Annotated in this window: 20 protein-coding genes; 3 read left to right on the top strand and 17 right to left on the bottom strand. The window is 53.2% G+C overall.

Annotated features, from left to right (window positions below; translation table 11 throughout):
- Positions 1-10: 10 nt before the first annotated feature.
- The 3 genes from C0623_01030 to C0623_01020 are packed head-to-tail and all read right to left on the bottom strand — an operon-like array spanning position 11 to position 3,825.
- Entirely contained in the window at positions 11-1,336 is a 1,326-nt protein-coding gene (locus C0623_01030; protein PLY03630.1) for a serine protease Do, read from the bottom strand.
- Positions 1,337-1,348: 12 nt separating this feature from the next.
- The gene (locus C0623_01025) at positions 1,349-2,722 is read right to left on the bottom strand and encodes a DNA-binding response regulator (protein PLY03629.1); all 1,374 of its coding nucleotides are present in this window, start codon (positions 2,720-2,722) and stop codon (positions 1,349-1,351) included.
- On the bottom strand, positions 2,719-3,825 hold the full coding sequence (locus C0623_01020; GenBank protein PLY03628.1) for a sensor histidine kinase: 1,107 nt from the start codon (positions 3,823-3,825) through the stop codon (positions 2,719-2,721). Before C0623_01020 ends, C0623_01025 begins: the two co-directional genes overlap by 4 nt.
- A 144-nt stretch (positions 3,826-3,969) precedes the next feature.
- Here C0623_01020 and C0623_01015 point away from each other — a divergent pair, with 144 nt between their 5' ends.
- Genes C0623_01015 through C0623_01005 form a run of 3 tightly spaced genes read left to right on the top strand, consistent with a single transcriptional unit; the run spans position 3,970 to position 6,516 of the window.
- The gene (locus C0623_01015) at positions 3,970-4,914 is read left to right on the top strand and encodes an AEC family transporter (protein ID PLY03627.1); all 945 of its coding nucleotides are present in this window, start codon (positions 3,970-3,972) and stop codon (positions 4,912-4,914) included.
- A complete protein-coding gene (locus C0623_01010) occupies positions 4,911-5,918 on the top strand; it encodes a glycosyl transferase (GenBank protein ID PLY03626.1) in 1,008 nt (335 codons plus the stop codon). Before C0623_01015 ends, C0623_01010 begins: the two co-directional genes overlap by 4 nt.
- A gap of 1 nt (position 5,919) precedes the next feature.
- Entirely contained in the window at positions 5,920-6,516 is a 597-nt protein-coding gene (locus tag C0623_01005; protein ID PLY03625.1) for an SAM-dependent methyltransferase, read from the top strand.
- Between the two features lie 83 nt (positions 6,517-6,599).
- Here C0623_01005 and C0623_01000 read toward each other — a convergent pair whose 3' ends face one another.
- From C0623_01000 to C0623_00935, 14 genes are all read right to left on the bottom strand, one after another.
- A complete protein-coding gene (locus tag C0623_01000; GenBank protein PLY03687.1) occupies positions 6,600-7,337 on the bottom strand; it encodes a septal ring lytic transglycosylase RlpA family lipoprotein in 738 nt (245 codons plus the stop codon).
- Between the two features lie 73 nt (positions 7,338-7,410).
- Positions 7,411-8,328, bottom strand: a complete 918-nt coding sequence (locus C0623_00995) for a carbohydrate kinase (GenBank protein ID PLY03624.1) — start codon at positions 8,326-8,328, stop codon at positions 7,411-7,413.
- Between the two features lie 17 nt (positions 8,329-8,345).
- Positions 8,346-9,299, bottom strand: coding sequence for an acetyl-CoA carboxylase carboxyl transferase subunit alpha (locus C0623_00990; GenBank protein PLY03623.1), 954 nt, complete (start codon positions 9,297-9,299; stop codon positions 8,346-8,348).
- 17 nt (positions 9,300-9,316) lie between these two features.
- On the bottom strand, positions 9,317-12,787 hold the full coding sequence (locus C0623_00985) for a DNA polymerase III subunit alpha (protein PLY03622.1): 3,471 nt from the start codon (positions 12,785-12,787) through the stop codon (positions 9,317-9,319).
- 137 nt (positions 12,788-12,924) lie between these two features.
- Positions 12,925-13,506 carry a septum formation protein Maf gene (gene maf / locus C0623_00980; protein ID PLY03621.1) on the bottom strand — a complete coding sequence of 194 codons (582 nt, stop codon included), beginning with the start codon at positions 13,504-13,506 and terminating at the stop codon, positions 12,925-12,927.
- A 58-nt stretch (positions 13,507-13,564) separates the two neighbouring features.
- Positions 13,565-13,942 (bottom strand): hypothetical protein, encoded by a 378-nt coding sequence (locus C0623_00975; GenBank protein ID PLY03620.1) that lies wholly within the window; start codon positions 13,940-13,942, stop codon positions 13,565-13,567.
- Between the two features lie 66 nt (positions 13,943-14,008).
- Positions 14,009-15,010 carry a transcriptional regulator gene (locus tag C0623_00970; GenBank protein PLY03619.1) on the bottom strand — a complete coding sequence of 334 codons (1,002 nt, stop codon included), beginning with the start codon at positions 15,008-15,010 and terminating at the stop codon, positions 14,009-14,011.
- The gene (locus tag C0623_00965; protein PLY03618.1) at positions 14,997-15,377 is read right to left on the bottom strand and encodes an NTP pyrophosphohydrolase; all 381 of its coding nucleotides are present in this window, start codon (positions 15,375-15,377) and stop codon (positions 14,997-14,999) included. The genes C0623_00970 and C0623_00965 overlap by 14 nt, the downstream gene beginning before the upstream one ends.
- A gap of 61 nt (positions 15,378-15,438) precedes the next feature.
- A complete protein-coding gene (gene guaA / locus C0623_00960; protein PLY03686.1) occupies positions 15,439-17,001 on the bottom strand; it encodes a GMP synthase (glutamine-hydrolyzing) in 1,563 nt (520 codons plus the stop codon).
- Positions 17,001-18,473 (bottom strand): IMP dehydrogenase, encoded by a 1,473-nt coding sequence (locus C0623_00955; GenBank protein PLY03617.1) that lies wholly within the window; start codon positions 18,471-18,473, stop codon positions 17,001-17,003. Before C0623_00955 ends, guaA begins: the two co-directional genes overlap by 1 nt.
- Positions 18,474-18,668: 195 nt before the next feature.
- A complete protein-coding gene (locus tag C0623_00950; protein PLY03616.1) occupies positions 18,669-19,736 on the bottom strand; it encodes a hydrolase in 1,068 nt (355 codons plus the stop codon).
- A 23-nt stretch (positions 19,737-19,759) separates the two neighbouring features.
- Complete coding sequence (locus C0623_00945) at positions 19,760-20,401, bottom strand: PHP domain-containing protein (protein ID PLY03615.1); 642 nt, start codon at positions 20,399-20,401, stop codon at positions 19,760-19,762.
- Positions 20,398-21,879, bottom strand: a complete 1,482-nt coding sequence (locus tag C0623_00940; protein PLY03614.1) for a hypothetical protein — start codon at positions 21,877-21,879, stop codon at positions 20,398-20,400. Before C0623_00940 ends, C0623_00945 begins: the two co-directional genes overlap by 4 nt.
- A gap of 3 nt (positions 21,880-21,882) precedes the next feature.
- On the bottom strand, positions 21,883-23,766 hold the full coding sequence (locus C0623_00935; GenBank protein ID PLY03613.1) for a hypothetical protein: 1,884 nt from the start codon (positions 23,764-23,766) through the stop codon (positions 21,883-21,885).
- Positions 23,767-23,770: the final 4 nt, after the last annotated feature.

Below are 23,770 nucleotides of genomic sequence, written 5' to 3'. Positions count from 1 at the left end.
AAAAGCTCCATCATGGGAGGTCGATATAGTAGCCCCGATTGTCGCGGACGATCAGAAAAGAAAGCGGTAGTTTGCCAAGATTCTGCTCGATGACGTCAATATAGGTATTAATATCGGAGATGGCAATCCCTTCGACTTCGGCGATCCGGTCGCCCGCCCGGATTCGGGCTTTCGCCGCGTAGGAATCTTCCACGACCTTGTCAACGACAACTCCCCGGGCTGAAGCCTGGACAACCAGGCCGAAGAGTTGTCTGCTGTATCTGAGACCATAATTCTCCGGCATTTCCGTCAGTAATGCCGAGAGGGTGATTTCATCCTGACCACGCAACACTTTGAACACGACCCGGTGTCCGGGAGTATAGGAGTCGAGAACCTGCATCAGTTCTGCCGGACTTTCAACCGGCATTCCGTCCAGATCGAGAATAACATCAGCCAGAGAAAACCCGGCTTGACCGGCCGGCGAACCTATATCGACATCGGTGACCAGAACCCCGCCAATACCCCGTGAACGAACCAGGGCCCGGTTGACATTTCCGGGCAGCAAACCAAGATAAGGCTTGCGCACTTTGCCGAAATCAATCAGGTCGCTGACAATCCTTTTTGCCAGATCAATCGGAATCGAGAAGCCTATCCCCTGGGCCTGGCTGGCAATCGCCGTATTGATGCCGATCAGGTCTCCTTCAATATTGAGCAATGGTCCACCCGAGTTGCCCGGATTGATCAGGGCATCGGTCTGAATGAAATGGCCAACGATGCCATCGGACATCGGCACCCGTCGATGAGTCGAGCTGACGACGCCGGTGGTCACCGAGTTACCGAGTCCGAGCGGATTGCCGATAGCGATGACGGTTTCACCAAGAATCAGGTCATTCGCACGGCCCGGCTTGAGAAAAGGGTAATCATCCCCTTCCGCGATCCTGATCACAGCCAGATCAAGTTTTTCATGCACGCCGACCAGAGTCGCCTCGATCTCTTTCTGTTTGCCTGAAAGCGCAACATAAATTTTTGAAGCCTGCTCGATGACGTGCGCATTGGTCAGAATATAGCCGCGAGAGTCGACAATAACGCCGGATCCGAGAGACTGGGTTTTGTAAACCCGGGTCGGACCAAACCCCCGAAAGAACTCTTCGAAAAAACTGTCACCGAATCCGAACAGCGGTGAACCGCGGCGCTTGATAATCTGCTCAGTCCGGATATTAACAACCGCCGGACCGGCCTTGGCGACGACATCGACAACCGGTGAACGCCTCAACTCCGAAGCTTTGCCCGCCATCGGCAGGAGACAGATCAGCGAAAAGAACAGCGCCGCCGGCAAAACACATTTCCGCAAAATCATTTCGTTACAACCTCAATTCCGATTTACTTTTTTCAATTCATACTTTTCCATTCGATAGACCAGGGTATGCCGGGGAACCCGGAGAAAACGGGCCGCTTTCGTCTGATTCCAGCCACAATATTCAAGGGCCTGAACAACAGCTTCTTTTTCCAGTTCGGCCAGCGGGTAACCGTCCGCAGGAAGATTGACGACAGCCGAGGACCGGGGTACCGACCGGTGGCTGTTGATCTTGTCCGGCAGATCTTCGATTCCGAGCAAATCACCCTGGCGCATGATTATCATCTGCTCAATCGCATTTTCAAGTTCCCGCACATTGCCGGGCCAGTCGTAATTTCGTAAAGCAGCCAGTGCCTCATCTGCCATCTGCAGCTTCTGGTCGGCATATCGATTGAGAAAAAAACGGGTCAGAACCGGGATATCCTCTTTCCTCTCGCGCAGGGCCGGAAGGCTTAGCGGGACAACCGAGAGTCTGTAATAGAGGTCTTCACGGAATCTTTTTTCGTCAATTGCCTGCTCAAGATTGATGTTCGATGCGGCAACAACCCGGACGTCTACTTTCCGGAGCTGTCCGGAGCCGACCGGCTCGATCTCCATCCCCTGAAGAACCCGCAGTAACTTTGGCTGCAGATCTAACGGCATTTCACCGACTTCATCGAGGAACAGCGTTCCGCCATCGGCCTGTTCAAATTTACCGATGCGATCACTGACCGCACCGGTAAAAGAACCCTTGCGATGACCGAACAGTTCACTCTCGAGCAATTCCCGCGGAATGGCGGCGCAGTTGATCGGAACAAAAGGCGCATCAACCCGGTCACTGTTATTATGAATGGCCCGGGCAACCAGTTCCTTTCCGGTTCCGCTTTCACCGCCGATCAATACCGTTGCATCCGTTGCCGCGACCCGGCGGACCATTGAAAAGACCTGCTGCATGGCATCAGAGATTCCGATCAGGTGATCGAAACTGTTCCGGTCATCGAGTTGTTGACGCAGTCGCGCGTTCTCATTCTTCAGGCCGCGAAAGGAGAGCGCCCGCTCAACTACCATGGCCAGTTCATCCTTGCTGAACGGCTTGGTAATGTAATCGAAAGCGCCATCCTTCATTGCCTTTACCGCCTGCTCGACCGTCGCAAATGCGGTAATCATGACGATCAGGGTCTCTGTATTTTCGGCTCTGATCTTTTTCAGGACGTCATAGCCGGAGATCCCTGGCATCTGAATATCAGAAATGACAACGGCCGGCTCCATGCTGCGGAAGATGGCGAGGCCATCTTCGCCACTGGCAGCCGTTAGGACCCTGTGGCCGGCTTCATGCAGAGTGAATTCCATGACCCGTCGCAACGAATCATCATCATCAATAATCAGCACGACCGGCTTGTTTCTGCTCATGCCTCCCTCCCCTTCCAGAGCGGCAGTTCAACAATAAATGTTGCTCCTCTTCCCGGCAAACTTTCGACCGACAGTTTACCGCCATTGCTGTCGATAATCCGGTGGGTAATTGCCAGACCAAGACCGGTACCGTCACTCCTTGTTGTATAAAAAGGGTTAAAAATCCGGTCATGAAGTTCGACCGGGATCCCCGGGCCGGAATCATTGAAAAAAATCTTCAGGCTTTCGCCGGTTTCCGCGCATGAAATGTCGATTTTACCGCCATCCGGCATCACCTGCAGGGCGTTGAGAACAAGGTTCAAAAAAGCCTGCTTATAATGTTCGAGATCGCCGGCAACCAGTGCCGGCCGGGTTACCGGGGCCAGGTTAATCTCGACGTTGTTTTTAATCGCCTGTTGACGGGTCAGGGTGACGACTTCGGTCAAGGCTTCGCAGATCGGCACAGAACTTTGTCCGACCGCCGACGGTCGGGCAAAGTTCAGAAAGTCGCGAACGACTCCATCGAGACGGTCGACTTCCTTGACCAGTATTTCCGCAAATTCGTACCGCTTATCCTTCTTGTCAATTCCGTCCCTGATAATTTCTGCGGTTCCGCGGATAGATCCAAGCGGATTCCTGATCTCGTGAGCCATCCCGGCCGACAGCTCACCGAGCGCCGAAAGCCGGTCGGCCCGGCGCAGCTGTTCTTCAATCTCGAGCAGTTCATCTGCCTGATGCCGCAGCTTGTCGTAGCTCTTCTCGAGCTGTTCCGATGTTTTCTGGTATCTTTTTTTCTGTCTCTGCTCGCGTTGCGACAACAGCCCGGTCAGAAGTCCAATAACGTTGTAGAGCAGGATCTCGAGATATTGCTCCAGTTCGGTACCGGGCCAGTGCTGCCACTGGAACAAGACATGCGGCGCATAGACGATAGAAACCAGAACGGCTGTCGAAAGACCACCACCCAAGGTAAACCAGAGGCCGCCGAGAATGATCGGAATATAGTAAAGACGCCTGTAGATATCATGAAACTGGTGCAGTGTGGTCGAGGTCAGGTAATGCAGGGCGGTGATGATGACGACCAGCAGAATAATGATGGCTGATTTTATGATTACCTGACGATTCATGACGCTCTCTGCTCCTGAAAATTACTGATGAATATTCTACAATAGATCGCCCGTCAACGATACCTTTTTGCAGCTTCGGTTGACGATTCAGCATGGACATCCGGATATCGGGTAGGTTATTCTCCTGTAATTACTGGAGAATTTATGGCCCTGTTTGTTGAAATCCTGAATATCGTCCTACCGGTCTTTATTGTGATCGGTCTCGGAACCCTGCTTCGCCGAATCGGGCTGATCGATATAAATTTCGTCCAGCACACCAATCGACTGGTTTATTATCTCGCCTTGCCGCTGCTGCTTTTCTACAAGATCGGGACTGCCAACTTCTCTGCCAATTTTAATATCAAACTTGTCGTCGCCTCGATCATCGGCATCGCCCTCCTCTTTCTCATCTCTTTCGGTTATGCAAGATTGAGACAATACCCGGCCGAGGTTCACGGTGTCTTCAGCCAGGGATCCTTCCGCGGAAATATTGCCTATGTCGGACTCGCCATAGCTATGAACGCTTTTGGTGAAGTCGGCCTGACCAGAGCCGGCATCCTGATGGGCTTCATCGTACCGTTCCTGAATTTTTTTGCCATTATCGCCTTGCTGTTACCGCACCGGGGGAGCGGCAACCATACCGGTGCACGGTTCTGGTTGAAACAACTGATTCTCAACCCGCTGATCCTCGCCTCGGCCGCCGGCATCATCTGGAGTTTTCTCGCAATCCCACTACCGTTGATCGCCGAACGCAGCCTGCAAATAACGACCGGCATGACCCTGCCGCTGGCCCTGATTGCGATCGGTGGCGGCTTCTCCCTGGAAAAACTGAAGGGCGACATTGTCACCACCTTTCTCGCCAGCACCGGCAAATTAATCATTCTGCCGCTGATAACAATCGTTCTACTGAAAATTTTTGGAGTGACCGGTATGGATTACAGCATCGGCATCCTGATCGCCGCTACCCCGGCAGCGACGGCCAACTACATCATGGCAGCTGAACTCAATGGGGACGCCGAACTGGCCGGATCGATCGTCATGCTCTCGACCCTCCTCTCAGCCTTGACCTACACCATCATCCTTTACCTGCTCCGATCCGGCACTTTATGACACGTCCCGGTGTTTCAATCCTGATGTCGGTGCGCAACGAGGAACGTTACCTTGAAGCCGCACTCATTTCCCTGCGGCGGCAAACCTACGAGGAGTGGGAGCTGATTGCCGTTGATGACGGGTCAGATGACGGTACCGCGGAAATCCTGAAGCGGCATGCCGGTGAAGACAAAAGGATTAAGCCTTTTATCCGTCAACCGGCCGGTCTGGTCAACGCCCTTGTTTTCGGGACAGACAGATGCCAGGCAGACGTGATCGCCCGCATGGATGGAGATGACATCTGCCATCCAAAACGGCTGGCAAAACAGGCTAATTTCCTGCACGAAAATCAGGACATTTCCCTGGTCGCGACTAAAATCCGCTATTTTCCGACCCATGTTGTCCAGGGTGGCATGCGCCACTACGAACAATGGCAGAATTCCCTGACCAGTCATCAACTGATGATGCGTGATCTGTTCGTCGAATCACCGGTCACGCAACCGAGCGTCATGTATAGAAAAAATGCGGTCGATCAGGTCGGCGGCTATCAGGATAACAGCTGGGGCGAAGATTACGATCTCTGGCTACGGATGGCGCTGGCAGGCTACAGGTTTGCCCGGATTCCTGAAACTCTCTTTTTCTGGCGCGAGCACAAGATCCGCCTGACTCACCTGGCCGACGAGTTTTCCCTCGATTCGTTCCGGCGCTGCAAGGTGCACTACCTCAGGGAAAGTTATCTCAAGGGACACGACACCGTTACCCTCTGGGGGACCGGGCAGGAAGGAAAAGCCTGGCGCAAGGTCCTAAAAGCCGCCGGAATCAGGGTCGTACACTGGATTGATATCGATCCGAACAAGATCGGCCAGACCATCCACCAGGCCGCCGTCACCAACCCCGATTCCCTGCGCCCGGGCTGCGGTCCGATGCTGATTACCATCGGCGCCCGCGGCGCCCGGCCACTGGTCAGGAAAAAATGTGCCGAAATGGGTCTCACCGAAGGGACAGACTTCGTCTGCGTAACATGAAATGAATTACCAACCGTTTTACATCGGCAAACAATTCCGTATTGTGGCCCCCGACACACCTCCGGAGGAAGAACGGATCGATATTATCATGGCGCGCGGCGCCTTCGGTTCCGGTGAGCATGAAACCACGGCCAGCTGCATCGAGCTGATGGAAGGGCTCGACCTGACGGGCAAAACTTTTCTTGATCTCGGCAGCGGCACCGCCATCCTTGCGATCGCGGCAGCAAAGCTCGGCGCGGTAGATGGCCTCTGTATCGATATAGAACAGGATGCCGTTGCAAGTGGTCGCACGAATTGTGAATTGAACGGTATCGGCGACAGGGTCGCTCACCATTGTGGCACCCTGGCAAACGTCGGCGCAGAAGGGTTCGATTTTATACTTGCCAATATTTACGGTGACATCCTGCTCGATGTCTGCACAGACCTTGTTGCCAAAGTCAAACCGGGAGGGTGGCTCCTCCTGTCAGGGATTCTCTGGGAATACAACTTTGATGTTCGGCAGAGCTATCAACGGGGCGGTTGCGAGCTCATCCGGAACCGGATGCTGGATGAATTCAGCACGGTCTTGTTAAAAAAGAATAACTCCGGAAAACCCTGAGAAAACCTGATGACAGCTGGCTGGACAAGCGTCCCGTCAGGCAGGGAGCATGACCAACTTACTTCCGGACCGGTCATGGCCGGCTACTCGATGGCAATCACGAAACCGCCATTGAACTTGAGCTTGATATTCTCGGCCAGTTCAAGAGATGGGAATTGCCCGACCCAGACTCGGTAGAATTTCTTCCCCTTGACCCACCCCTCGTTGATCCGGGCGTGTCCATACTGGCTGCGCATTTTTGTGGCCAGGCGTTCGGCATTGGCGCGCACCGAGAAGGCACCGACCTGCACGGCAAAAGTACCGATATCGTAACTTTTTGGCTGGGTATAAACAGGTTGTGAAGACGGCTTGTCGTCGGCCCGGAAACCGAGCGCTTCAATCCGAACCGGGGCGGTTCCGGGCCCGACCACGCCGACCTGTTTGGCCGCCGAATAGGAAAGATCAATAATCCGGCCGGCCACAAACTGCCCGCGGTCATTGACCCGAACGACCGATCGTTGCCCGGTCAACTTGTTGGTCACCCGAACATAAACGCCCATCGGCAGTGTTTTATGTGCAGCCGTCATGGCGTACATGTTGTAAATCTCACCGTTGCTGGTCTTGCGCCCATGAAACTTCTTGCCGTACCAGCTCGCCATTCCCTCTTCCACGAATCCGGAATGGCTGCTGAGCGGATCGTAACGTTTGCCGTTAACAATGTAAGGCTTTTGATGGCCCTGAAGCTGCCTGTTCGATGGTGTTTCAACAACCGAAACCTGATAACTCGGTGCACATGATATAATTATACTTAAAATGAACATAATTAATGTTTTATTAATCATTTTTTTTATTAAATACATTTATTATAAACCTTATTTATTATAGTTATTTCTAATTCGTATTCATTATAGTTATTTAAGATTTATTTACATTTAAATATAACATTAATTCATTTAAGTTAGGTATCGCTGAACGGCCACCTAACTGACGAGATTTTAACGCAGCGGCTGCCGCGGAGAACCTTGCAATGCGAACCAGCTCCCACCCGTTCAACAAACCGTAAATATAGGCGCCATGAAAAACATCACCGCAACCGGTGGTATCTACCGTATCGACTGTAAAGGCCGGCTGATGAAAAGGCTTCCCTTCCCGTTGACAGGACCAGCTCCCCTGGGCACCCAAGGTCACAGTTGCCGCCACAGCACCGAATGACAGGAGACGTTCGAGCTTCTGTTGAACCGAACCACCTGGCAACAACTGTTCAGAAAATTTCTCACTGACCACCGGATGATCGATCCACGGCAACAGCTCGAGCGTCCCATCACGAACCGAACCACCGTCAAGGACTGTTACAACCCCTTGCTCACGGGCCAAATGCGCAGCCGCCAACGATGCTTCGTGCTGCAGACCATCGAGATGAAGAATACGACAACTTCCGATCAGATCTGGATCCAGTTCATCCCGGGACAACGGTTCAGCCGTGCCGCGATGCCAGAAAATATTGCGGCAGCCGGTTTCTTCAACAGCGATAAAAGCGACCTGACTGGTGGCATTCTGCCCGACCAGCAAAGAAGTACAATCGACCCCTTCGGCCTGCAGTCCCTGGCGAATGCGGTCCCCATATTCGTCATCACCTGTGCGACCGCAAAATGCGACCCCGGCGCCCAGGCGCGACAATGCAACAAGGGCGGTGGCCACTGGCCCACCGCCCTGATGTGTCAATTGATCGAGTTCGGTTTTCTGGTCGACCCCGGGAAACTGACCGCAATGCCCGAGTATATCAAAAGAACACTGACCGAGACCGACAACGTCGAAACGTTTTCCAGCCATCATCAGGATTCTCCGTCCTGCTATTCCTCAATCCGGGACATTGCCCGGTATTTCTGATAACGCTGTTCAACCAGTTCCTCGGGAGACATCTTCTGCAACTCGTCAAGGTGTTTCTTCAGGTAATCCTTGACATTGGCAGCCGCCTGTTTCGGATCATTGTGAGCCCCACCTTCCGGTTCAGGAATAACATCATCAATGACACAACCGAGCTCGTCAACATCCTTGGCAGTCAACTTCAGGGCTTCGGCCGCCTGCGGGCCGAGAGCGCCGTCATTCCAGAGAATTGCAGCACATCCTTCCGGAGAAATTACGGCGTAGACCGAATACTCCATCATCATAACCTTGTTGCCGACGGCAAGGGCCAGCGCCCCACCGGAGCCACCCTCGCCAGTGACCGTAACGATGACCGGCACCTTGAGGTCGGCCATCTCGCGCAGGTTGCGGGCTATTGCCTCGGCCTGGCCGCGCTCTTCGGCGCCGATACCGGGAAAGGCCCCGGGAGTATCAACAAAAGTAAAGATCGGCAGCCCGAATTGCTCGGCCATCTGCATAACCCGCAGCGCCTTGCGATACCCTTCCGGGTTCGGCATACCGAAGTTGCGGTAGACCTTTTCCTTGGTATCACGACCTTTCTGATGTCCGATTACGGCACAAGGCTGACCATCAAAACGGGCAAAGCCACAAACCAGGGCCGGATCGTCACGAAAATTACGATCACCGTGGACTTCAAAAAAATCGGTGAACATCAGGTCAATATAATCGAGAGTATAGGGACGGGCCTGATGACGGGCCAACTGGGTCCGCTGCCAGCGGGTCAAGTTGGAGAAAATATCCTTGCGCAACTTTTCAGCCTTTTTTTCCAGCTTTTGCAATTCGCCGGAAAAATCGACACTGTCGGTTGAGTAATCACGCAGTTCGTTAATCTTTTTACGCAATTCTACAAGCGGCTTTTCAAAATCAAGAAAAAATTGCATGTAAATAGCTCCTGTTTCTATTCAAACGTCACGACATTGTAGCTGAAAAGACGTTCGGTATCATCCATTAATTGATCGGTTGCTGCAACTTTAAGGTTTTCCGGCAATTTAATCATCGTCTCGCTCCGATTCGGAATCACCATATGCAGCATGGCATCACATTCTCCGCGGTGCTTGAGCAGCAGATCCCGCAATTGACGGAGCTGATCCTTGTCAAGCCCCGGCGTTGAAAGCCGGAAGTGAACTCGCGAGGTCTGCTTCTCCTTGACATCGCGCAGCAGAATCACCTCGGTAGCGAGAATTTTGCAACTCTCTTCGCCTATCTCGAGGGTACCGGTTACCAGAAGTGGTTCGTCGCCATTCAGCAGTTCGGCCGAGGCCTGGTAGACCTCCGTGAAAATCGTTGTTTCGACAAATCCGGTCATATCCTCAAGGGTAATCCGGGCCATGCGATCACCCCTCTTCGTTACCAGCTCCTTGATCCCGGCAACCAGACCACAAACCCTGACCTCGCTCCGATCGGCCCGTTCACTGAGGCTGGCCGTATCACAAGTCGCAAAACGTTTGATTGCGTCGCTGTGCCGGGCCAGCGGATGACCGGTAATGTAAAAACCGAGAGCTTCTTTTTCGTTGGTCAACAGGATATTTTCAGCCCATTCGTCGATATCGGGAAGAGTGCCGTAGCCGTTTCCACCCTGCGAGACGAGTTCCTCGGTTCCGAACAAAGATTCCTGTCCGGTCTCTTTCTCCTTCTGCATTTTCTGTCCGAGGTCGATCGCATCATCAAGAATGGCTATAAACTGGGCCCGCTTGCCGCCGAGCGAATCAAAGGCACCGCACTTGATCAAGGCCTCGATAACCCGGCGGTTCACTTTTCGCAGATCAACCCGTTCACAAAAATCGGAAAGGCTCTGATATGGCTCGTCCTTTCTGACCTCGACGATAGACTCGAGGGCCGCGGCCCCGACGCCCTTGACCGCACCGAGGCCGAAACGAATCGCGTTATCATGTACGGTAAATGAACGTAGCGATTCATTAATATCGGGTGGCAGCACATCGATCCCCATAGCCCGGACTTCGCTGATATTCTTGATGACCTTGTCGGTATTTTCCATATCCTCGGTCAGCAGCGCAGCCATAAACTCAACCGGGTAATGGGTTTTCAGGTAGGCTGTCTGAAAAGCAATCAGTGCATACGCCGCCGAATGTGACTTGTTGAAGCCGTACTCGGCAAACATTTCCATCAGATCAAAAACAGCGGTCGCCTTCTTGATATTGAGGTTCTTCTTTTTCGCCCCGGCGAGGAAAATCTCCTTCTGCTCGGCCATCTCCTCGCGAACCTTCTTGCCCATGGCGCGACGCAGCAGGTCGGCACCGCCGAGGGTGTAGTCGGCAAGGACCTGGGCAATCTGCATAACCTGTTCCTGGTAAACGATAATTCCGTAGGTATCCTTGAGGATCGGTTCAAGCTCAGGAAAGTCGTAAACGATCTTCTTTTTGCCATGCTTGCGCAGGATAAAATCATCAACCATGCCGGAGCCGAGCGGACCGGGCCGGTAGAGGGCACAGACCGCGATGATATCTTCAAAACAGTTCGGCTTAAGCTTGACCAGAAGCTCCTTCATGCCGCTTGATTCAAGCTGAAAGACGCCGGTTGTCTCGCCGCGGGACAACAGTTCATAGGTCGCGGGATCGTCATCGGACACGAGACCCAGATTAAAATCAGGATTAGCCTTGCGCACATGCTTGAGACAATTATCGATTACGGTGAGGGTCTTCAGACCGAGAAAGTCAAACTTGACCAGACCGATCTTCTCGACATATTTCATCGAATACTGGGTAACCTGGGCCCCTGTTTTCGGATCGGAATAGAGCGGCAGATACTCGGTCAGGGCCTTCGGCGTGACGACAACCCCGGCGGCATGGGTTGACGCGTGCCGGGTCAATCCCTCGAGCTTCAGGGAGATATCGACCAGCTGCTTGCTCTTGGCGTCCCGTTTGCTGACATCCTTGAGCTGCGGCTCCTTTTGCAGGGCTTCACCCAGGGTAATCCCGAGCTGATTCGGGACCAGCTTGGCGATACGATCGACATCTCCGTAAGGGAGATTCAGGGCACGCCCGACATCACGAATGACCCCCTTGGCCTGCATTGTTCCGAAAGTGATGATCTGTGCAACATTATGTTCGCCATAACGATCGCGGACATATTTGATGACATCCTCGCGACCATAGATACAGAAGTCGACGTCGATATCCGGCATACTGACCCGCTCCGGATTGAGAAAGCGTTCGAACAGCAGGTGGTACGGAATCGGATTGATATCGGTAATCCGCAGGGCGTAAGCAACCAGGCTCCCGGCGGCGCTACCGCGCCCCGGACCGACCGGAATGTCACGATCCTTGGCCCAGTTGATAAAATCGGCAACAATCAGGAAATAACCGGGAAACCCCATCTGCTTGATACAGTCGAGCTCCTTTTCGAGACGATGCCGGTACTTTTTAACATCCTCCTCTTCAAAATCCTTGCGTCGTTTCCGGATTTCATCAAGCCGTTCCTCAAGCCCAACCCATGCCTGTTCATCGAGAACATCATCAAGGCTTTGGTCTTCAGGCTTTTCATATTGCGGGAAATGGTAGGTTTTGAAATCGAAATCGAGATTACAGCGTTCGGCTATTTCGACGGTGTTGTGCAGAGCCTCCGGGACATGGAAAAAGAGCTTCGCCATCTCCTCGGGTGACTTGACATAGAATTCGTCATTATGGAAACGCATCCGGTTTTGATCATCCATCGTCTTGCCGGTCTGAATGCAGAGCAGCACCTCGTGCGCATAAGCCGCTTCCCGGGTCAGGTAATGACAATCGTTGGTTGCAACCAGCGGCAAGCCGGCTTCCTGCGAAAGCCGGATCAGACCTTCATTGGCGACTTTCTGTTCCGGAATAAAGTTTTCCTGCAGTTCGAGATAAAAACGACCATTATCAAAGATCGCTGCCATCTCTCGAGCCCGGATCAGAGCCTGATCGTACTTGTTATCCATCAGCAGCGACGGCAATTCACCACCGAGACAGGCCGACAGGGCGATCAGTCCCTCATTATGATCCTGGAGCTGATCCCAGTCGATCCGGGGCCGATAGTAAAAACCTTCGCGATAGGCGCTCGAGACAAGATGGCAGAGGTTTTTGTAACCGGTCTGGTTCATGCAGAGAAAAATCAGGTGATGCGATGCTTCGCCCGAACCACGCACACCGGTCTTGTCGAATCTGGAACCCGGGGCGACATAGATTTCACAGCCAATGATCGGTTTGACCCCGGCTTTCACCGCTACGAGGTGAAATTCGAGGGCGCCGAACATGTTGCCATGATCTGTGATCGCCAGAGCCGGCATATGCAGGTCATGCGCCCTTTTCACCAGATCGGGTATCTTGATCGCCCCATCAAGAAGGGAATACTGGGTGTGCAGATGCAGATGTACGAAGTCAGCGTGTCTCATCGGAGTAAGGATCGATACAAGTATTGAAGTTTAAAGAGAAAAAACCGACTTGCGCAACAGAATTGCCAAGGTTGCGAAAGCGGCTTCACGGCGGGATCATATTAGCACCGGCGAAGCCGGACGGTCAAGCTAACAGACTACAGAATTTCAATACCGAAACGCTCAAGCAGTGCCGTCAACTTGATGAGCGGCAGACCGATCAGACTGTTGTAGTCTTCCCCTTCCATCTTCTCCATCAATGTAATGCCGAGGCCTTCAACCCGGAAAGCGCCGGCACAATCATATGGCGATTCCCGGTCGACATACGAGGCGATCTGCTGATCACTCAGTTGACGGAGGGTCACTGAATATTCGGAATAATCAGAAGCGGCCTCACCGGTTTCGGCGTCGAAAACAGTGACCCCGGTATAAAACGTGTGGCGTTGCCCGACCATCGCCTTTAACTGAAGAATCGCTTCTTCACGGCCGGCCGGCTTGCCAAGAACACGGCTCCGCGGATCGACAAAAACCTGGTCGGCACCGATAATCAGTGAATCGGGAAAATGCTTCTGCAGGCTTTCGGCTTTACAGAAAGAGAGGTGTTTGACCAGCAACTCGGGAGCAACCCCCTGGTCCAGCTTCTCAACATAGAGCGGCGACGAGACAACAAAGGGAATCTCGAGTTGTCTTAAAAGATTGCGCCGATAAGGGCTGGTGGAAGCAAGAACAATTTTACGCATCGATATTTCCCCGAAAATTTTTACTGTTTTACCGCAGCTCCGGGGAAAAAGCAACGATTCAGACCGGTCTTGACCAGAGCGGATTCTCTTCGCAAACTGTGGGCGCCGATGCCCTGAACCAATGCGGCTGTTCCTTGCCTCCTGAGACCCCTGAATCACACTGCTGATGCGCAATATCGAGCAGTTCATACTCGAGTTGAGTCGAATCTAGCCTCGACAGCAACTGTCGGCCGCAAGACGACCCGGCGGACAAATCGATGTAGGTGACTTCGCCCTCTTCGTTCGGTTCCACCAGTACCGAAACCTCAAACAAACCGTTGCCGCAGATGCCACTGACCGCATACTGCCAGCGCCGACCGACCCGGCGTCGTTCAACATGGTGCATATCGAAATAGAGAGCATTACCCTGATCATCACAAATATCGAGCCAAATCATACCGTCACCTCCTGTTGAAAAACTGTGTAGCTTAACTATCAGTCGAGGCAGAGACAGAATAAGTCACTAGGTGTTTTTGAGTGATTCGGTCAGTACGGTACGAAATCGTTCTTTCAACTCGGGCGGCTGCAGGATGTCAACATGCGGTAAAAAGGAGAACACCCAGGCGAGGATCTCCTTGGCGCCGGCTGCTTCGAATTCAAGCAGTACCGACCCATCATCATCTTGATGCAGTTTCTGATTTGGATGCCAGGTCCGTTCGCGTATCAGGTGGGCGACGGCCGGCATGAACCGGATTTTCACCGACATCGGCGTGTCATCAACCAAACCAAAAGCACTGCCGGTCAGATCATCAACCCGGTAAGACCCAGGAACCTCAAAACGTTCTTTTGTCACGGTGACCGATCGGATCCGATCGACCAGAAAAAGGCGCAACCCGTTGCGGTTATGAGCAAAACCTCCGAGATAAAGAGAGTCCTTGAAAAACAGGAGCGTATAAGGGTCAAATTCGTAAATATCGGCGTCACGATTCGGCGGCGCATACTCAATCTGACAGCGGTACTGGTAAAGCAGTGCCCGGCGCAATTCGCCGAGCATCTCCTTTTTGTCGCGATAATCGCGGACTCCCTGAAAACGGGGCGCCGAAGCTTCGGCGATCCGCTCGAGATGGGCAACAGAACTCGGCCGCAGAGATGACCGGATTTTACCGAAGATAGCATCGAGGTCGTCATGGAATGGGGTTCCGCTCAGAAAATCGAGCTGGCCGCGGCAGAGATAAAGGGTCATCAATTCATCAAGTGAAAAGGTAATCGGCGGAATCGACTTGAACCCGGTCATGAATCGATAGAGGACCCGGCCATCATCCTCCGGCTCGCGAACCAGTGGATATCCGGCGTCGGCAATCGCCTGCAGATCGCGAAAAATAGTCCGGCGATGAACCTGGCACTCCTCGGCCAGTTCCTCGACCGTCGCCCCGTACCGGGCCTCAAGGATACGGATGACATCATGCAGGCGGGCCGCCTGGCTGTATTTCTTGGCCGGCTTCCCCGGCTTCCTATTCGTCGCCATGCTCGTCCCGGTAATAGGTATACTTGTGTGACTTGCCGCGAACTTTATCCTTCGGGTACTTGCGGATATTCTTTTCCATCTTGTCGATAATCGCCTCGGCCAGATCAATATTCAGAAAGTTGGAAAGCGAGAGTGCATAGATCACGATATCCGCCAGTTCCTCGCGGATATCAAGTAACGCTTCCGGGTCAAGGTTTTTCGACTGCTCGACCGTCAACCACTGAAAATGTTCCATCAACTCGGCTGCCTCGATGGCGATCGACATCGAAAGGTTCTTCGGCGTATGAAACTGTTCCCAGTCCCGCTCGTGAACGAATCGGGACATCCGTTCCTTTAACTCCTGAATTGTCGTAACCTGATCAGACATGGTTCCACCTGAAACGATTCGGGGACACATAAGCTATGTGTCCCCGAATTTTAATTTCACATCACTCCCACTCAATTGTTGCCGGCGGTTTTGAAGAGATATCATAGGTGACGCGATTGACGCCCTTGACTTCATTAATGATCCGGTTACTGATCCGGGCCATATCGGCATAAGGTAGCGGATACCAGCCGGCGGTCATGAAATCCCTGGTTTCGACCGCGCGCAGGGCGATGACATATTCGTACGTACGCCCGTCGCCCATGACGCCGACGCTCTTGACCGGCAAAAAGACGGCGAAGGCCTGGCTGATCTTGTCGTAATGCCCGGTCCGGTAGAGCTCCTCAATAAAGATATTGTCGGCCAGACGGAGGATATCGGCATACTCTTTTTTTACCTCACCGAGAATACGGACCCCGAGCCCCGGCCCCGGGAAAGGATGCCGCCAGACCATGCGATGCTGCAGCCCGAGTTCTTCACCGATCGCCCGGACCTCGTCCTTGAACAGCTCGCGCAACGGCTCAAGCAACTTCAACGTCATATAATCGGGCAGACCGCCGACATTGTGATGGCTCTTGATGTTGTGCGCCTTGCCGGTTTTGGCGCCGGCCGACTCAATCACATCCGGGTAGATTGTTCCCTGGGCGAGCCATTTGGCATCAGTGATTTTCTTCGACTCCTCCTCGAAAATATCAACGAAAAGATTGCCGATAATCTTCCGTTTCTTTTCCGGATCGGACTCCCCTGCCAGCTTTTCGAGAAAACGGTCTTCGGCGTCGACCCGGAGCACCTTAACCCCGAGGTTTTCAGCGAAGGTCGCCATAACCTGGTCCCCTTCACCGAGGCGGAGCAGGCCGTTATCGACAAAGACACAAGTCAGCTGATCGCCGATCGCCTTGTAGATCAGGCCGGCTGCGACCGAGGAATCGACGCCGCCGGAAAGGCCGAGGATAACATGCTCCGCACCGACCTGTTGACGGATCCGGGCAACCGCATCCTCAATGATCTGCCCAGGTGTCCACTGACCGGTACAATTGCAAATTTTACGGACGAAGGTGTCGATCAGAAGCTCGCCCCGCGGGGTATGATTAACCTCCGGGTGGAACTGAACACCATAGAGGTTGCGTTCGACATCCTGAATGGCACAGACCGGGGCGTTGTCGGTTGCAGCAACAACTTCAAAGTTTTGTGGAATCAGCTCAACATGGTCGCCGTGACTCATCCAGACCGGGCTGTGGCCGTCGACAAAAAATGAATCAAACAGCGGGCCGGGTGTATTTTTGGCGTACAGATCGGCATGACCATACTCCCGTTTGCCGGCCGGTACGACTTTGCCGCCAAAATGGTTCGCTACCAGCTGCATGCCGTAGCATATGCCGAGAACCGGAACACCAAGCTCGAACAACTCCCCGTCGATGACCGGAGCGCCATTGTCGTAAACCGACTTCGGCCCGCCGGACAGAATAATTCCTTTGGGATTAAACGATTTGATTTCATCGAGCGCCATGTCAAACGGATGCAGTTCACAGTAGACATGTGCCTCACGCACCCGCCGGGCGATCAGCTGGGTATACTGTGATCCGAAATCAAGAATCAGGATTTTTTCAGAATGGATATCAACCATTATCAATTGCCACGCTCAACCCGGTAATTCGGTGCTTCATGGGTAATCGCAACGTCATGCACATGCGACTCACGTAAACCGGCGTTGGTGATGCGCATGAACTGGCCGTTTTTCTTGAGGTCGGCGATTGTCGCGCAACCGGTGTAGCCCATGCCGGAACGCAAACCACCCAGCATCTGGTGGATATTTGCCGAAAGCGAACCGCGATAAGGAACCCGTCCTTCAATCCCTTCCGGGACAAGTTTGGTATCGGTCTGGACGTCCTCCTGGAAATAGCGATCCTTGCTCCCCAGCTTCATCGCGCCAAGGCTGCCCATGCCGCGATAGGTTTTGTAGGTCCGCCCCTGGTAGAGGATGGTTTCACCCGGTGACTCGTCGGTACCGGCAAACAATGAGCCAATCATGATAACGTCGGCACCGGCGGCAATCGCTTTTGGCAGTTCCCCGGAGTATTTGATGCCGCCATCGGCAATCAGCGGGACCCCCTTTTTCCCGACAACTCTGGCAACATCGGAAATCGCCGTAATCTGCGGTATCCCGACCCCGGCAACAACCCGGGTCGTGCAGATCGATCCCGGCCCGATTCCGACCTTGACCGAATCGGCACCAGCTTTTATCAGGGCCTCGGCCGCATCGGCTGTGCCAATATTTCCGGCAATCAACTGCAACTCGGGAAAGTTGATCTTGGTGTCACGAATAGCATCGAGCACACCTTGCGAATGGCCATGCGCAGTATCAATAACAACGACATCGACTCCGGCTTCAATCAGGGCCTGCAGGCGCTCATCGCGATCCGGCCCGACACCGACCGCGGCGCCGACCCGCAGTCGACCGAAATCATCCTTGCAGGCAATGGGGTATTTGCGAACCTTCTCGATATCCTTGATCGTAATCAGCCCGGTAAGCCGATAGTCATCCTCGACGACAAGAAGCTTTTCGATCCGGTGTCGGTGCAGATGCTCCTTGGCTTCTTCCAGGGTCGTGCCGGGGGGCACGGTAACCAGATTATCCTTGGTCATGACATTCGAAATCGGCTGTTCGAAATTGGTTTCGAAGCGCAAATCGCGATTCGTTAAAATGCCGACAAGCTTACCGTTCTTGGTGATCGGAATTCCGGAGATCCGGTATTTCTCCATCGCCTCGAGAGCTTCGAATATTTTCTGGTCCGGATCCATGGTTATCGGATCGACAATCATGCCGCTTTCCGATTTCTTGACTTGATCAACTTCAAGCGCCTGCTCGTTCGGCGTCATGTTTTTATGAACAATGCCGAGCCCCCCTTCACGGGCCATGCAGATTGCACTCCGTGCCTCAGTGACCGTATCCATCGCGGCCGAAAGCAACGGCACATTCAGACGCAGGGTCGGAGTCAGCTGGGTTGACAGGTCGGCGTCCTTGGGCAGGACCTGCGAGTGGGCGGGAACAAGCAAGACATCATCAAAGGTAAGGCCTTCACGGATAGCAGGGTCCGACATGGGAAACTCCTTGGGGAAAGAAAAGCGTTATGTTCGGGTTATTTTGACAAATCACCGTTCGCCAAAATATTAATCAGAGAAGGTACAAAAGCACCGGTACAACGTCAAGCAAAAACCGGACAGTTTGTTCATTATATTACCCTTATTGAAAGTTGCACCGAAACAGCGAAGGGCTCCCGTCCGGGAGCCCTTCATTCAGTTCGGGATGAACATGTTTTTTGACTCTATTCGGTAGATAAGTCCGACCAGCAATCGTACTGTATTTTCGAGATCCGCCAGAGACAGCACCTCGGATGGCGAATGCATATAACGTAAAGGCACACCGATCAGTCCGGCCGCTACGCCGCTGCGCGCCAATTGGATAACATTGGCATCGGTACCGGTTGCTCTCGGCATACCGCTGACCTGGTACGGAATCGCCTCTTCTTTGGCTGTTGTCACAAGCAGATCAAAAAGGGTCGGATTGATATTGGCACCCCGGGCGATAATCGGTCCCTTGCCAAGCTCCAACTCACCAATTTCCATCATATTAAGTCCCGGTGTATCGGAACTGAAGGTGACATCGACAGCAATACCGATATCCGGATCAATACCGAATGCACTGGTCGTCGCGCCGCGCAAACCGATCTCTTCCTGTACGGTTGAGACCCCGTAGAAATGAACCGGCGGCGTTTTTTTACTGACCTCCTGCAAGACACGAGCAACAACCCAGGCCCCCATCTTGTCATCAAAAGCGCGTGAGGTCACCCGCTCCCCCTGCAGTCTTTCAAGCCCGACCGAGAAGGTGACCGGATCACCGATTGCGACGAGTTTCTCAGCCATCTTTTTATCGGAACATCCGATATCGATGAACTGGTCCTTGAACTTGACCACCGATTCCCGTTCTTTCGGATCCATCAGATGGATCGGTTTTTTGCCGACCACCCCCCGGACCGGGCCGGTCGCAGTATGAACGTTGACGCGCTGGCCCGGGACCAGGTGGGCATCAACACCGCCGATCGGGGCAAAAAAGAGAAACCCGTTTTCATCAATATACTTGACCATGAAGCCGATTTCATCGCAATGCCCGGCCAGCATCAGTTTTGCTGCATCGGCGCTGGCCGCGTTGACCCGGCCGATCACATTACCCATTACATCGGTCTGCAGTGAATCAACGACCGGTTCGACGTGCTTGCGGAAAACCCGTTGTGCCGGCTGTTCATAACCGGACGGGCTCGGCGCCTCGACCAGTTCCTTCAGTAGTTCAATAGCTTTATCATCCATCTGTCCTATATTATCCTCTCTGGTTATATACCGGCCAGGGCTTCCGAATTTTTAAGGGCCCTGGCGATATCATCTTCGGTCATTCCGGCACCGAGTGCGATCTGGTGAATCAACTCCGGTTTGAGCAGATCACCGGGCGCATGGGCGTCGTTATTGATGACCAGCTTGGCACCATGTTTCCTGGCCATCAGCACAACATGACCATTGGTCAGGCTGTGCCCCTTGCGGGTCGTAATCTCCAGGCAGATCCCCTTTTCGGCAGCCAAGGCAGTATCATCATCGTTGATCAGCCCGGGATGGGACAAAATATCAACCCCCGCCTCAAGTGCGGCCCGGTTTGTCCCGGGTGCGACCGGCTCAACAATTGTTTCGCCGTGAGCATTAACGATTCGGGCTCCCAGCTTGCGGGCTTCAACCGTCGCCTCTTCATATTGGGCCGGCGGAACATGGGTCAATTCGATCCCGGGAACAACCTTGAGCCCCCACTGCGCTGAAAGATCATCGGCAACCCGGACAACTCGCGGAATAATCAAGTCAAGGTTCGACAGATCCCCGTGATCGGTCAGAGCGATAGCCCGATAGCCGATCACCGCGGCCCGTCGGGTCAGCTCGGCCGGTATCAGTTCCCCATCGCTGAACAATGTATGAGTGTGAAGGTCGATCATATTATTGTCTCCTCGATTTCGCTCCCGGTAAACCGGACAGCAAAGTAATGCAGCAGTTTTCGCAGCCCGAGTCGATCACCGCGGCGTAAAGGCAGAATACCATCAAAGTTCTCAACATCGCGATATTTTGCCACCGGAACATGGGCAGTTTCAAAAAAATATTTTTCGGCATCCTGTAAAGATTCGTCTCTGGCCAGGGACAGGACTCCGAAAAGACGGTGACAGAACGGTCGCCAGAAAGGTGCCGATTCATCACCGGCCGGGAGCAGAAAAAGCCGCAGATGGAACTTATCCGAAATATCAAGACGGCCGATATCACCGAGGGCGAGATCAGCACCACCCTGCAGAAAATCGGGTTCCGGTTCAAACTCGTCAATCCCCTGTAGTGATTGAAGGAAAGCCGCGGCCTGTGCATCATTTTCAGCAAGAACAATCAGCTTGGCCGAAGATTCTTCGAGCAGTGCATCGCTTTCGCCGAAAAAGTCCTTGATCGAAACAACTTCCTCACTGTTCAGCAGAACGCTCTCCTCACCAATCTCGTCTTTTTCACTTCTGCTTTCCCTGAGAACCCCTTTTTCCAGAAGTGCCCGAAGAACCTGCAACGCCTCATAATCGGTCCGGGGACTATTGTCAACAATATGCGAAACATGTGTTTCGCCATCGAGCAACTCAATGATCTCGAGGGTTCCCGGACGCAATCCTTTCGGCAGGTGCTCCGGCGGAACAGCCAGTTCAAGCAATTTGTCTGCTGCCGGGAAAGTCGACATCTGAGCCAGCATTTCATCGTTCTGGCGCATCCCCTCGAGCAGCAGCTGATCCGTCGCCAGATCGATATGATTCTCAATTTGCGGACTTCCGGGTGTAAACCGGAACTTGCCAAAATCCCAGAGAAGAAGCCGAAAGAATGCTTTTTCCGCAGAAACCCGGCCGATCCTGGCACTGACAACCTGCCCTTCGAGAAGATGGATATACCCCTTTTTCTTGTTGTTTGAAAGGGCCAGAACCCCGTCCTTACGATTATGCGAAAAGATCTGCAGCAGATCGGGAAGAGAGATTTGTTTCAGATCGCCCTCGACCTCGGTGCGGGTTTTGCCGAGTTGCTCACTTTTTTCGCGCCGGCTGAAAAAGGTCAGAATTTCAGCGAGCAGCTGTTCATTGTTAAACGGCCGCGGCACATAGCGGTCGATCTTGTTGCGGAACCCTTCGATCTGTTCGCCATCCGGACCGATAAAGAAAATCGAGTTCAGTTCGGTCTTGCTGTTGGACCGGAGGATCTGGACAAGCTTGTCGGCCGGCAGTACAGGTATGGCGGTGTCGACCAGCATCAGTTCCGGCTTGGCTTTCAAAGCAATCTCAAGAGCCTGTGCGCCATCAGAACACTTCGAAACCTTGAAACCGGACTGCTGTAACAGCCCTTCCATCGGATCGAATAATCCGCTTGAGGAAGCGAGAAGTATTTTCTGTTGCGCAAACGCCATAATCTAGATTTGTGACCTCAACTGATACTGTTCCTGAAGTTTGGCAATCATATTCTCGACAAAATAGAAATCCGAAGAATGAAAGCCGATCAGCTCGTCCCCGACCCGACGAGCCAGCATGGCATAAGCATAATCTTCATTCATGTAGAGGAGAAACGCATTCTGCAGAAAATTCCGGTCATCTATATGAATTGGTACGACATGGTTCATATCCCAGTTCGCCCTCTTGTTGCCGCCAAGCATAAAAAATGATGTTTCGGTTTTCTCGAGCTGATCAACATAGCGGAGAGAACGACGCATCGCCTCAAAATCGGCGCAGCCGCAATAGATAATACCGCGTACCCGGCTCGCTTCAACAACCTCGCGGCAAAGGGCCCGGGCGATCTCATCCAACCTCTCGGCCGGTACGCGAATAAAACGACTGCGGATCGGTGATTCAAATTTCTTCAGATCACTTGAGACAATCAGCTTCCCGTCGACCGTCCTGACTTCACCGGGGCGGCCGAGCACCCGGTTAAAAATTGACCAGAAATCGAGTCGGACCAGATTGCTTTTATAAAAAAGGCTGGTCCGCAGGCGCTGTAACCGGTTTTCAGTGGCCGCTTCCAGGTCTTCCAGCGTCGCGCCATCGGCCGGGTATGAAGACGAACGGAGAAAAACGTCAAAATTCAGTTCCCGTTTCATGTTGCTCAATTTCAACTCGCCCTCAATCGCCTTGCGGATCCGCTTCTGGGTCACCAGCGAACCCCAATAATCGGTCTCGGGCAAGAGGATACTGTAGCTGCTGTCCGAATGCATGGCAATGATGTCGGCGTCGCGCAACACCGCGTTGACCAGATCAAGCATGCGGGACTGAACCGCATCCAGATCACGCTGGTTAAAAAGACTTTTAACCTGATCCATATTATCGACCACCAGCCTGACATAAGAGAGCTGGCGATTGTAACGCCGGGCCTTGTAGAACTCCTTGGCGGCGTAATCCCTGAAGAAGGCCATACTATAGGCCTCATCACGACTGGCATGCAGGGAACTATGTTCAAGGGCGCGAATCTGCAGGACCTTATTCAGGGCGCTGGCGGAAAAGTCGGCGACCAGCTCGGAAACACGCAGATCCTGGCGGTTAAAGCCGGACCGGCCGATCGGGGACTCGATGCGAACCAGCCCGAGCGGTGTTCCGTTGTATTCAAGCGGCACCACGACAATCCGGTCTTCGCCCTGCAACCGGGATTGCCCGGAGCGAACCATTTGCCATTGCGTATCTCCGAGATTGAAGCTTTGTTCGTTCGGCCGAATGCGCGCCAGCCCTCGTCGGCAGCGGAGCAAAAAATCCTGTCCGTCAACAGCCAGCCAGAGGGCACTCCCCTCGGCCGACAAAAGCTCCATCAGGGTGTCAAGAATCAGATCGCCAAGTCGATCAAGGTCATCGACCTTCAGCAAGTCAAGACATTTGCGATACTGGGCGAGGATTGCATGAAACTCGACGTTCTCATCTATCAACCGCTGATGCTCCTGGTTGACAGCCTGACGGTAGAGGATCCGGTTAACCAGAAGGAGAAACTCTTCATGATTAACCGGCTTCAACAGGTAATCCGAGACGCCGAGCTTCATTGAATGCACGGCATGCTGAACATCCTGCTGACCGGTGACAATCAGAATATCCTGCTGCTGGTTGTACTTGCGAATCGAGTCGATCAGTGAAATGCCTTCACTGTCGGTCAGATGAATATCGGCGACGACCAGATCAAAGTCGTCCTTGCGCAATGCTTCAATCGCCTCGGCGGCGCTCGACGAAACACGGACGGCAAAGCCCTCGGACTCGAGAGTATTGCGGTAAAAGCGTTGATAGAATGATTCTCCATCGATGGCAAGGATTTTGCCCTTGGCCATTACA

Origin of the sequence: Desulfuromonas sp. (assembly GCA_002869615.1) — a bacterium.
Classification (GTDB): domain Bacteria; phylum Desulfobacterota; class Desulfuromonadia; order Desulfuromonadales; family UBA2294; genus BM707.
The sequence above is the reverse complement of the archived record's forward strand: the minus strand, read 5'-3'. Positions and strand labels throughout refer to the sequence as shown.